This window comes from Streptacidiphilus fuscans (genome assembly GCF_015690355.1).
In the GTDB taxonomy this organism is placed as follows: Bacteria; Actinomycetota; Actinomycetes; order Streptomycetales; family Streptomycetaceae; genus Streptacidiphilus; species Streptacidiphilus fuscans.
This window is the reverse complement of record NZ_JADPRT010000006.1, coordinates 282,907-294,683: the sequence shown is the minus strand read 5'-3', so window position 1 is coordinate 294,683 and position 11,777 is coordinate 282,907. Positions and strand designations below refer to the sequence as shown.

Below are 11,777 nucleotides of genomic sequence, written 5' to 3'. Positions count from 1 at the left end.
CGTGCCCTTCCGTGCGCCGACGTGTCGTCGCGCCGACCCGGAAGAAGTGTGACGATCTGGCAGTCTCATGGGCATGAGTGATCGTTTGCTCCGATATGCCCGGCAATGGACCGCCTACGTACCGGTGCTCGCCTTGCTCGTCCTCGCGGCCACCTGGGGTCGCACACTGCCGTGGGTGCTGGTCGCGCTGGTCGCCGTCTTCCTCGCGGGCGGCGTGCTCGCCGCCGTCCACCACGCCGAGGTGATCGCCCACAAGGTCGGCGAGCCCTTCGGCTCACTCGTCCTCGCGGTGGCCGTCACCGCCATCGAGGTCGCGCTGATCGTGACGCTGATGGCCGACGGCAGCGAGAAGAACGCGACGCTGGCCCGGGACACCGTCTTCGCCGCCGTCATGATCACCTGCAACGGGATCATGGGCGTCTGCCTGCTCACCGCCTCACTGCGGCACCGCGTGGCCGTCTACAACAGCGAGGGGACCGGCGCCATGCTGGCCACCGTCGCCACCCTGGCCACGCTCAGCCTGGTGCTGCCGCGCTTCACCACCAGCACCCCCGGCCCGCGTTTCGCGCCCGGACAGCTGGCCTTCGCGGCCGTGGCCTCCGTCGTGCTCTACGGCGTCTTCGTGCTCACCCAGACCGTCCGCCACCGCGACTACTTCCTCCCGCTCACCCGGGCCGGCGAGATCATCGACGGCGACGAGCACGCCCACGTCCCGACCCGGCGAGAGGCGCTGACCAGCCTCGGGCTGCTCGGGGTCGCCCTGGTCTCGGTGGTGGGCCTGGCCAAGGTCGAGTCGCCGACGATCGAGCACGGCGTCGCCGCGGCCGGACTGCCGGCCTCCGTGGTGGGCGTGGTGATCGCGCTGCTGGTGCTGCTGCCGGAGACCATCGCCGCCGTCCGCGCCGCACGCAGGGACCGGGTGCAGACCAGCCTCAACCTGGCCCTCGGCTCGGCCATGGCCAGCATCGGCCTGACCGTGCCCGCCGTCGCGATCGCCTCGATCTGGCTGAGCGGCCCGCTCGTCCTCGGCCTGGACCCGACGGACATGGTGCTGCTGGCGCTGACCATGGTCGTCGGCACCCTCACCGTCGTCCCCGGCCGCTCCACGCCGCTCCAGGGCGGCGTGCACCTGTCGATCCTGGGCGCCTACCTGGTGCTGGCCGTCATCCCGTGAGGTGCGGCGGACACGCCGGAGCCCCGGCCGCGCAGGCGACCGGGGCTCGGGGCTCGGGGCTCGGGGGACGTGCGTTGCGGGGTACTACCAGCCCGCGTTCGGGAAGACGGCGCGGATCGTCGGCCGGGCCGCGTCCAGGACCGTGGTGAACCACACCGAGAACGCCTTCTGCTCCTGGAGCTCCGCCAGCTCCTCCGGCGTGACGAAGGACGTCGCGGCGACCTCGTCCGGGTCGGGGGTGAAGGTGTCGTCCGCCACACCCACGAACAGGTGGTTGTACTCGCGCTCCACCAGCCCGGAGGCCTCGTCCGGCAGGTCGTAGGTCACCGTCCCGGCCTGCTGCATCCGCACCGGCGCCGCGCCGAGCTCCTCGGCGGTACGACGGGCGGCGGCCACGAACGGCGGCTCGTCCGGGTACGGGTGGCCGCAGCACGTGTTCGACCACACACCGGGGGAGTGGTACTTGCCCAGCGCACGCTGCTGCAGCAGCATCCGGCCCTCCTCGTCGAAGAGGAACACGGAGAAGGCCCGGTGCAACCGGCCCGGAGCCTGGTGTGCGGAGAGCTTCTCGGCCGTGCCGATCGTCCGGCCCTGCTCGTCGACCAGTTCGAGCAGGATCTCGTCCGTCGTCGTCACGGTGGTGGCGGTCATGGATCACCTTTCACAGAGGTCGCGTCCACGCCTGGCCCGGTAACTGCCCGGCAGAGGTACAGTCTGCCGCAAAAGACCATGCAAAAGGCCGGCAGACGGGCCTTGGCTTGTCCCACGGCGCTACGGTCCGCAATGATGATCTGCGCGGCGGGGTGGGGGGCGACCGTCCGCGAGCAGCGAAACCGAAGCACTGGAGACTCCACATGATCGGCCTTGTTCCGGCCGCGGGCGCAGGCAGCCGCCTCCGTCCGTACACCGACACGCTCCCCAAGGCGCTCGTGCCGGTCGACGGAGAGCGGACCATCCTCGACATCACCCTGCGCAACTTCGCCGAGGTCGACATGCGCGACGTGGCGATCGTCGTGGGCTACTGCGCCGACGCGATCCGCGAGCGCAAGACCGCCCTGGAGCAGCGCCACGGCGTCCGCCTCCACCTGGTGGAGAACCCCAAGGCGGAGGCCTGGAACAACGCGTACACCGTCTGGTGCGCCCGCGAGCTGTTCCGTGAGGGCGTCATCCTCGCCAACAGCGACACCATCCACCCCCACTCGGTCGAGCAAACCCTGCTGGAGGCCAACGCCCGGATGAAGGCCGAGGGCCACGCCCCCGGCGTGCTGCTCGCCCTCGACACGGTCAAGAAGCTGGCCGACGAGGAGATGAAGGTCACGGTCGACCCCGAGAAGGGCGCCCGCCGGATCACCAAGCTGATGGACCCGGCCGACGCGACCGGCGAGTACATCGGCGTCACGCTGATCAACCCCTCCGCCGCCGACGACCTGGCCTCGGCCCTGCAGGCCACGTGGGAGCGCGACCCCCAGCTGTACTACGAGGACGGCTACCAGGAGATGATCGACCGCGGCCTGCGGATCGACACCCAGCCGATCGGCGAGGTCTCCTGGGTCGAGGTCGACAACCACGAGGACCTCGCCAAGGGCCGGGAGATCGCGTGCCGGTACTGACCCGCCTGGTTCCCTCGCCGCTGGTCGTCGACATCCGCGCCGGAGCGCTCGACGACCTCGGCGCGGTCCTGGCCGACCAGCGCATCGCCGCGTCCGGCCGGATCGCGGTCGCGGTCAGCGCCGGTTCCGGCGCGGCGATGCGGGAACGGCTGGCGCCGCAGCTCCCGGGCGCGGCCTGGTTCACGGTCGCCGACGGCACGCTCGACGCGGCGGTGAAGCTGGCCGACCAGGTCAAGGGCGGCCACTACGACGCGCTGGTCGGACTCGGCGGCGGCAAGATCATCGACGTGGCCAAGTACGCGGCGGCCCGCGTAGGCCTGCCGATCGTCGCGGTCGCCACTAACCTCGCCCACGACGGCCTCTGCTCCCCGGTCTCGACGCTGGACAACGACGCCGGACGCGGCTCCTACGGCGTGCCCAGCCCGATCGGGATGATCGTCGACCTCGACGTGATCCGCCGCGCCCCCGCGCGGTTCGTCGCGGCGGGCGTCGGCGACGCGATCTCCAACGTCTCCTGCATCGCCGACTGGGAGCTCTCCCAGCGCGAGACCGGGGAGTCGGTCGACGGCCTGGCCGCGGCCATGGCCCGCACCGCGGGCGAGACCATCCTGCGCCACCCCGGCACCATCGCCGACAACGACTTCCTGGTCGCGCTGGCGGAGGCGCTGGTGCTCACCGGCATCTCGATGAACGTCGCCGGCAGCAGCCGACCCGCCAGCGGCGCCTGCCACGAGATCAACCACGCGCTCGACATCCTCTACCCGGACCGCAAGGCCCAGCACGGCGAGCAGTGCGGCCTCGGCGCCGCCTTCGCCACCTACCTGCGGGGAGACCTGCCGGTGGCCGGCCAGATGGTGCAGTCGCTGCGCCGTCACGGACTCCCGGTGACGGCCGACCAGATCGGCTTCACCGACCAGGAGTTCGTGGCAGCCGTGCACTATGCTCCGGAAACCCGTCCAGGCCGCTACACCATCCTGGAACACCTCGATCTCTCCCCCTCCGCCATCCGGGACGCGTACACCTCTTATGTCAAAGACGTCTGCTCCTGACTCCGCCGCTCCTGAAGCCACCTCTCCGGAAGCCGCTGTGAAGTCCCCGAAGGGTTCCAAGCCCCCGCTGCCCTCGCTCGCCGAGTTCCGCGCCGTCGCGCACCCCGAGGGCCTGCTCGACCGCCGCTCCGGCGAGCACTGGGCCGGCCGTATCTACATGCGCCGGATCTCCTCGCGGATCACCCGCCACCTGGTCTACGCCCCCGTCACGCCGAACCAGCTGACCTGGCTGATGATGGTCGCGGGCGTGCTCGGCGGCGCGGTGCTGCTGCTCCCCGGCATCTGGGGTGCGGTGCTGGGCGCACTGCTGATCCAGGTCTACCTCGGCCTCGACTGCGTCGACGGCGAGCTCGCCCGCTGGCGCAAGCAGACCTCGACGACCGGCGTCTACCTGGACCGGATCGGCCACTACCTCTCCGAGGCCGCGCTGCTCACCGGCTTCGGCCTGCGCGCCGCCGACCTGTTCCAGCAGGACGGCTCGCGGGCCTGGCTCTGGGCCTTCCTCGGCACGCTGTCCGCGCTGGGCGCGATCCTGATCAAGGCGGAGACCGACCTCGTCGACGTCGCCCGGATCCGTCGCGGCCTGACGGCGGTCGAGGACTCCGCCTCCGTTCCGCGCGCCGCCGGCGTGGCCAGGGCGCGCAAGCTGGCCTCCGCGCTCAAGTTCCACCGCCTGATCGGCGGCGTCGAGGCGTCGCTCTTCATCCTGGCCGCGGGCATCGCGGACGCGGTCCACGGCGGGCTCTTCTTCAGCCGCCTCGCGGTCGCGATCCTGGCGGGCATCGCGCTGCTGCAGACCCTGCTGCACCTGCTCAGCATCGTCCTGTCGAGCCGGCTCCGGTGAGCGCCGTGACGGAGACTGGACACGTGAAGGCACACCGCGTGAAGGCCGACGAGCTCAAGCTCGGCGCGGTCGTCATCACCATGGGCAACCGTCCGGTCGAACTGCGCGCCCTCCTCGACTCGGTGGCCGCCCAGCGCGGCCCGGCCGTCGAGGTCGTGGTCGTGGCCAACGGCGCACCGTTGCCCGAACTCCCCGAGGGCGTACGCGGCGTGGAGGTCCCCGAGAACCTCGGTATCCCGGGCGGACGCAACGTCGGCATCGAGGCCTTCGGCCCGGACGGACGCGACGTCGACGTCGTCCTCTTCCTCGACGACGACGGCCTGCTGACGCTGGACGACTCCGCCGAGAAGCTGCGCGAGGCCTTCGCGGCCGACCCGAAGCTCGGCATCGTCTCCTTCCGCATCGCCGACGAGGAGGGCCTGACCCAGCGCCGCCACGTGCCGCGCCTGCGCGCCTCCGACCCGATGCGCGCCTCGCGGGTCACCACCTTCCTCGGCGGCGCGAGCGCGGTCCGGTCCGCCGTCTTCGCGACGGCGGGTCAGCTCCCGGGCGAGTTCTTCTACGGCCACGAGGAGACCGACCTCGCCTGGCGCGCCCTCGACGCGGGCTGGGAGATCGACTACCGCCCCGACGTCGTGCTGCGCCACCCGCGCACGCTGCCCTCGCGGCACGCGACCTACAACCACAACGTCGCCCGCAACCGCGTCTGGCTCGCCCGCCGCAACCTGCCCGCGCCGCTGGTCCCGGTCTACCTCGGGGTCTGGTTCCTGCTCACCCTCGCGCGTCGCCCCTCCGGCGACGCCCTCCGCGCCTGGCTCCGCGGCTTCGCCGCCGGCTGGCGCGAACCCGCCGGCCCGCGCCGCCCGATGCGCTGGTCGACGGTGTGGCGGATGACGCGGCTGGGCCGCCCGCCGATCGTCTGATCCGGCTGTTCGGAGCCGGGTGTTCGAAGGGTGGGGGAGGGGCGGGCGAGGCGCTTGATTGGGCGTCAAACGTGCTTTGAGCTGGGGTTTTTCACTCGTGTGAGTGACGACCGAGGCTTGGTTCGGGGTGGTCGGGGTGTCATAATTGTTCTATGGACGCCTCGATGTTCGGGGGCGGTTGTGAAGACGACGGAGATGGCGTCCATGGGTGGGGTGATTCCCCGTCCGAGGGTTCCGTTTCTGGTTCGGATCACCGCCCCTCTTCTCCCCAGAACCCTCCGTTTGTCCCTTCTCCGTCTCCTGCTGGTGATGACTGGCTGGGTTTGCCGCAGGATGCCGCCGGTTCCCGGTTCGTCGCGGGGACGCCGTTGTCTTCGCGTCAGGCGCGGTTCGTGGATCCTTTGCGGACTCTTCCTGGGTGCGCGCGTGGCCTGTTGACGGCGCTCGCGGACGAGGGTGATGAGGCGTTGTTGGACGCGGGTGTGGGTTTCCTCGCGGAGCAGTTCCTGGCTCTTGAGCGGTTGTCGGAGATGTTGGATGCGCAGAAGTTGCGTCGTCTGGCGGTGTTCGATCGCGTCGGCGGTGCTACGGCGGTGCGGTGTCGTTCGACCAAGGGGTTCCTGCGGACGCATGCGCAGATGGGCCAGGGGCACGCGAACCGGATGGTGAACCTGGCGCGGGATCTGGACAAGCTTCCGACGATCCGTCAGGCCCAAGCCGAGGGCTCGCTGTCGACGGACCAGGTGGAGATCCTGGCGAAGGAGCTCGCCCCGATCGAGGACACCGCCGCGCGTCGTCAGGCGGAGGTGTTGATGGTCGAGCAGACCCCGAAGCTGCATCTGGCGCATGTGCGTCAGGCGGCGAAGCAGATCCACGCCCACCTCGTCCCCGAGCAGGACGCGGACGCGACGGTGGTTCCGGCGGTGTTCCAGTCCTGGGTCAAGCTCTCGGCGACCGGGACCAGTGACCGGCCGTTCTGGGTCCTGTCCGGTGAACTGTCCCCGGTCGCGGGGGAGAAGCTCCGCGTGGCCCTGGAGGCTGCGATGGGTACCCCGGTCGAGGGCGAGACCCGCACCCACAGTGAGCGCATGGGCGACGCCCTCGAAGCCGTCACCGACCTCGCGCTGGGCTCGGACAAGCTCCCGACGACGGGTGGGCAGCGTCCGCACCTGACCCTGATCGCCGACCTCGACGCCCTCCGGCAGTCCTGCCCCACCCACCCCGCACTGACCGAGGAGGGCGACGAGCTTTCGGGGCTGCTCCGGCCGAAGGCTGCGGCGACCACGACGCGCGGTTACCAGCTTCCCGGGTGGCAGGCCCGCAAGGAAGCGTGCGACTGCCAGCTCCGCGTCATCCTGACGCGCGGGCAGGACAAGCCGGTCTCCATCGGCCGTGCGACCCGCACCGTCCCCGCCCATCTGCGGGACGCGGTCATCGCCCGCGACCGGCACTGCGTGTGGCCCGGCTGCGACCGACCACCGACCTGGTGCGAAGCCCACCACGTGACCCACTGGGCCGACGGTGGCGAAACCAGCCTGGGCAACCTCGCTCTGCTCTGCAACGAGCACCACACCGATCTCCACCAGACCGGCTGGGAACTGGAGATGCGGAACGGCCGACCCCACGCCGTCCCACCACCGGGCACCCCACCCCCACCCAACACCCGCTACCCCCGTGATTGATCGAAGCAGCCGAACGAGAGGCGGCGGCGGAATGAGAATCCTTCCGACCCTGGTCGTCGTCAGTGGTCCGCCTGGGGCGGGCAAGACGACGCTCGCCCATGCCCTCGCTGACACGCTCGGCTGGCCTGCGGTCTGTCGTGACGAGATCAAGGAGGCGCTGAGCTCGAGTGCCGGTCCGGCGGACCAGTTGGACCTGACGACACTGACGTTGTTCTTCCGGAGGCTCGGTGAGCTGCTGGAGTCGGGATCGAGCGTGGTGGCGGAGGCCGCGTATCAGGACCGGCTGTGGCGTCCGGGCCTGGAACCTCTCGCGGAGCTGGGACGCATCCGCGTGGTGCGCTGCGTCGTCGACCCGGAACTCGCTCGCGACCGTATCGCCTCCCGAGCCGCCGAGGAGCCGGGTCGCTCCGTGCATGCGGACGCTGATCTGCTGCACCGCATCGCCCAGGGGCAGAAGCCGATCGAGTCCTGGAAGCCGATCGGGCTCGACGTGCCGTGCATGGTCGTGGACACGAACCAGGGCTGGAGGCCGTCTCTCGACCGGATCGCCGCCTTCGCCACGCTCCATGCCGCGCCTCAGCCTCCTGTCCGCTGAGCATCCGTCACCGACACAGCCGACCCAACTCGCGCCAGCCGTCACCGGATGTGACGCTGCGTCTATGACCACCGTTGCCGACCGCCCTCAGAGCGCGCCGCCCGTCCTCGACGTCCGACAGCGGAACATCGTCTTCGGCACGATCATGCTCGGGATGCTGCTCGCCGCGCTCGACCAGACCATCGTCGGGACCGCGCTGCCGACGATCGTCGCCGACCTCGGCGGCGCCGCCCACATGTCATGGGTGGTGACGTCGTATCTGCTCGCCGAGACCGTCTCCACCGCGCTGGTCGGCAAGTTCGGTGACCTCTTCGGGCGCAAGCTGATCTTCCAGATCTCCGCGATCGTCTTCATCACCGGGTCGTTCTTCTGCGGACTGGCGACCAACATGACGCTGCTCATCTGCTGGCGTGCGCTGCAGGGCGTCGGCGCCGGCGGGCTGATGGTGACGGCGATGGCGCTGATCGCGGACGTGATCCCGCTGCGTGAGCGCGGCAAGTACCAGGGCGCGATCGGCGCGGTCTTCGGCGTGGCGACGGTGATCGGGCCGCTGCTCGGCGGGCTCTTCACGGACCACCTCACGTGGCGTTGGGCGTTCTACGTCAACGTCCCCATCGCGATCGTCGTCGTGATCACGGCCGCGCGGACCATCCCCTCCGTCCGGTCGGCGGTGCGGCCGGTCATCGACTACCTCGGGATCGCCCTGGTCGCCGTCGGCGCGAGCGCGCTGATCCTGGCGACCAGCTGGGGCGGGAACGAGTACGCGTGGGGCTCGCCGGTGATCATCGGGCTCTTCGTGGGCGGGGTCGTCAGCCTGGGCCTGTTCTGCTGGGCGGAGACGCGGGCGGCCGAGCCGATGCTGCCGATGCGGTTGTTCCGCAACCCCGTCTTCACGGTCTGCTCGGTGCTCAGCTTCATCGTCGGCTTCGCGATGCTCGGCGCGATGACGTTCCTGCCGACCTTCCTCCAGTACGTCGACGGCGACTCCGCGACCGTCTCGGGTGTGCGCACGCTGCCCATGGTCGTCGGCCTGCTGGTGGCGTCGATCTTCAGCGGCAACGTGGTCAGCAAGACCGGCCAGTACCGGTGGTTCCCGGTGGTGGGCTCGCTCGTCATGGCGGCCGGGCTCTACCTCCTCTCCCTGATGAAGCCGGGAACGGGGACCGCGCTGGCGTCGCTCTACATGCTCGTGCTCGGTCTCGGGATCGGGCTGTCCATGCAGGTGCTGACCATCGCGGTGCAGAACACGGTGGACTATGCCGATCTGGGCACGGCGACCTCCGGCGTCACCTTCTTCCGGACCCTGGGCAGCTCCTTCGGCACGGCCGTCTTCGGGACCATCTACACCAACACGCTCAAGACCAACCTGGCCGCGGGCGTCGCCACCTCCGCCCGGCTGACCGGGGCGAACCCGGCCGTCCTGGCCAAGGCGGCGTCGAGCCCGCAGGGACTGCACGCACTGCCGAAGCCGCAGGCCGCGCCGATCATCCGCGCGTACGCGGACTCGTTGCACACGGTGTTCCTGTGGACGGTTCCGGTGGCGCTGCTGGGCTTCGTGGTGGCGCTCTTCCTCAAGCAGGTGCGGTTGCGCGACACGGCGCGGGCGACCTCCACCGACATGGGCGAGGGCTTCGCGCAGCCGACGGGGAGCGACTCGAACCAGCACCTGGAGTTCGCGGTCGCGAAAATCATCAGCCAGATCGACCTGGACACCGCGCGCCAGATCGTGCGCAGCTCGGACAGCGGTCTCGACATGGCCGGGGCCTGGGCGGTGATGGAGGTCGAGGGGCTGACCCGGACCATCGGCTACGCGCAGGTCGGGCTGATCGCAGCCCGCAGGCGAATCCCGCCCGAGGTGCTGGACCCGGTCTTCGACCGGGTGGTGGCGGAGGGGTATCTGACCCGCGATCACGACTTCCTCTCGCACACCCCGCTGGGCGAGGCCGAGGCCCGGACCATCAGCAGTGCCTGGGCGCGCTGGCTCAACGCACAGCTTGAGGCCGACGTGGGCCACCCGCGCAGCGCCGAGCTCCGGGCCGCGGTGGACACGATCGCCAAGCGCCTGCTGGCCGAGGACCTCGCCCACGGCCTCCCGCCCGGCCGCGCCACCGCCGGTCGCGCAGTGGCGTGAGCCGGCCGCCTGCCCGGTCGGGTGAGCTGCGTGCCTGGTCAGGTGGGGCGCCTGCCTGATCAGCTGGGGCGCTGGCTCACCCGGTGGGCCAGCGCCACGGCGGCCACGGAGGAGTGCACGTCGAGTTTGGTCATCAGGTTCTGGACGTGGCTGCGCACCGTGTTGGTGGACAGGAAGAGCCGTCGGCCGATCTCCGCCCGGCTCAGGCCGGCCGCGAGGCCGTCCAGCACCTCCCGTTCGCGGGCGGAGAGGGTGGCCAGCCGCTCGGCGTCCCGCTCCTGGTCGTCGTGGAGCGTCATCAGCTCGGCCAGGACCCGGGTGAGCAGCCGGGGCGGAATCCAGGTCTCGCCGGACCGGACCCCCCGGATCACGGCCAGCAGGTGCTGGAGCGAGCTGTCCTTCGGCACCCAGCCGCGCACCCCGGCACGGATCGCCGCGCCGGCCAGGGCGTCGGTGCGGGTGCCGTCGCTGAGTACGACCAGTGGCACGCCGCCCAACCGCTCGGGCCAGGGGGTGGCCGTGAAGGCACTGCGGGCGGGGGTGCTACCGGCCGGGGCGCTGTGAGCGCCCGCACGACCGGTGACCAGGAGCAGGCCGATGTCGGCGACGACGACGTCCGCGTGCTGGTCGGCGGCTGCCTGGCAGGCGGCGCGCATGCCGGTGACAGCGACGGGCGTCATGCCGAGCTGCCGCAGTCCTAGCGCGAGCATCTCGGCGACCGAACGCCGCCGGTCGGCCACCACGACCCGGATGTCGCCCGCCATGCTCCTGAGCCTGCCACCGTCGCCCGTACGCGGCCACCGCCGTGGGCGGCCGCGTCGGCGGCTGACTTGCCGGCTGAGCCGGTGGCTTGCTTGGTGGCCGAGCCAGTGGCTGCGGCGAACCGACAGTGTTTAGCTGGGGTCATGGGAGCCACCGGAGACCCGGCACACCGGGCCGCCCCGGCCGACGCGCCTGGGCGGGGCGACGGCCCGGGGCTGCGGACGCTCGTCGTCGCCGACGCCTCCCGGCTGCTCGCCGAGGCGTTGGCGCTGGTGCTGTCCGGGCGCGGCTACCGGGTCCTGGCCACCGCCGCGACCCGTGACGGACTGCTGCGCGCGGTGACCGCCTGTCGTCCCGACGCCTGTCTCCTGGACCTGCAGCTGCTGGACGGAGAGGCGCTGGACACGGTCCGGGAGATCCACGCCCGGGAGCCGGGAATCCGGGTGATCGTGCTCTCGCGCACGATGGATCCCGACTCGGCGTCGGCGGCGATCGAGGCCGGAGCGGTCGGTTACCTCGGCAAGGACCGTGAGCTCGACGTGCTGGACCGGGCGCTGCGCACGGTGGCGGCGGGTGGCCGGTTCATCGAGCCGACCCTGAGCCCGCAGACGCAGAGCCCGCAGACCCTGGGCCCGCAGGCGCAGAGCCCGGTTGCCGGCAGCAGCAGCACGGGCGACGGCGGCGGTGAGGACCCGCTGCATCGGCTGACGGACCGGGAGCGCGAGGTGCTGCGGCTGCTGGTCGAGGGCGAGGACACCGCCGCGATCGCCGAGGGGCTGCGGATGTCGCCCAGCACAGCCCGGACCCATGTGCAGAACGTGCTGGACAAGCTCGGCGTGCACTCGCGGCTGGAGGCGGTCGCGCTGGCACGCCGCTCGGACGTGTGGACCGGTACGCGCTGACCGGCCTACCTGCGCGCGGACCGGTTGTTCGGACGCGGACCATGTGTGCTGCCTCGGTATATGACAGGCGCAGGTTCTGTGACGGTCGCCGAGATGGGCCGGAAG

At 71.2% G+C, this 11,777-nt stretch carries 11 protein-coding genes; 9 read left to right on the top strand and 2 right to left on the bottom strand.

What is annotated here, in order from left to right; genetic code table 11:
* Positions 1-73 precede the first annotated feature (73 nt).
* Positions 74-1,174 carry a calcium:proton antiporter gene (locus tag I2501_RS17180; RefSeq protein ID WP_196194913.1) on the top strand — a complete coding sequence of 367 codons (1,101 nt, stop codon included), beginning with the start codon at positions 74-76 and terminating at the stop codon, positions 1,172-1,174.
* An 84-nt stretch (positions 1,175-1,258) separates the two neighbouring features.
* Here I2501_RS17180 and idi read toward each other — a convergent pair whose 3' ends face one another.
* Entirely contained in the window at positions 1,259-1,825 is a 567-nt protein-coding gene (gene idi / locus I2501_RS17175) for an isopentenyl-diphosphate Delta-isomerase (RefSeq protein ID WP_196194912.1), read from the bottom strand.
* Positions 1,826-2,028: 203 nt separating this feature from the next.
* Between idi and I2501_RS17170 the strand changes: the two genes are divergently transcribed.
* The 7 genes from I2501_RS17170 (at position 2,029) to I2501_RS17140 (ending at position 10,008) form a co-directional block, all read left to right on the top strand.
* A complete protein-coding gene (locus tag I2501_RS17170) occupies positions 2,029-2,784 on the top strand; it encodes a phosphocholine cytidylyltransferase family protein (protein WP_196194911.1) in 756 nt (251 codons plus the stop codon).
* Positions 2,772-3,833: an iron-containing alcohol dehydrogenase family protein gene (locus I2501_RS17165; protein ID WP_196194910.1), complete on the top strand. Its 1,062-nt coding sequence runs from the start codon at positions 2,772-2,774 to the stop codon at positions 3,831-3,833. The genes I2501_RS17170 and I2501_RS17165 overlap by 13 nt, the downstream gene beginning before the upstream one ends.
* 112 nt (positions 3,834-3,945) lie before the next feature.
* A complete protein-coding gene (locus I2501_RS17160; RefSeq protein WP_236046583.1) occupies positions 3,946-4,677 on the top strand; it encodes a CDP-alcohol phosphatidyltransferase family protein in 732 nt (243 codons plus the stop codon).
* An 80-nt stretch (positions 4,678-4,757) separates the two neighbouring features.
* Positions 4,758-5,600: a glycosyltransferase family 2 protein gene (locus I2501_RS17155; RefSeq protein ID WP_196195054.1), complete on the top strand. Its 843-nt coding sequence runs from the start codon at positions 4,758-4,760 to the stop codon at positions 5,598-5,600.
* A 434-nt stretch (positions 5,601-6,034) separates the two neighbouring features.
* On the top strand, positions 6,035-7,282 hold the full coding sequence (locus I2501_RS17150) for an HNH endonuclease signature motif containing protein (RefSeq protein WP_196194908.1): 1,248 nt from the start codon (positions 6,035-6,037) through the stop codon (positions 7,280-7,282).
* A 31-nt stretch (positions 7,283-7,313) separates the two neighbouring features.
* Entirely contained in the window at positions 7,314-7,877 is a 564-nt protein-coding gene (locus I2501_RS17145) for an AAA family ATPase (RefSeq protein WP_196194907.1), read from the top strand.
* Positions 7,878-7,941: 64 nt separating this feature from the next.
* Positions 7,942-10,008, top strand: a complete 2,067-nt coding sequence (locus I2501_RS17140) for an MDR family MFS transporter (protein ID WP_196194906.1) — start codon at positions 7,942-7,944, stop codon at positions 10,006-10,008.
* A gap of 59 nt (positions 10,009-10,067) precedes the next feature.
* On the opposite strand, the gene I2501_RS17135 is transcribed toward I2501_RS17140, so the two are convergent.
* Positions 10,068-10,772: a response regulator transcription factor gene (locus I2501_RS17135; protein ID WP_196194905.1), complete on the bottom strand. Its 705-nt coding sequence runs from the start codon at positions 10,770-10,772 to the stop codon at positions 10,068-10,070.
* A 141-nt stretch (positions 10,773-10,913) separates the two neighbouring features.
* On the opposite strand from I2501_RS17135, the gene I2501_RS17130 reads away from it, so the two are divergent.
* Positions 10,914-11,672 (top strand): LuxR C-terminal-related transcriptional regulator, encoded by a 759-nt coding sequence (locus tag I2501_RS17130; protein ID WP_196194904.1) that lies wholly within the window; start codon positions 10,914-10,916, stop codon positions 11,670-11,672.
* Positions 11,673-11,777 lie beyond the last annotated feature (105 nt).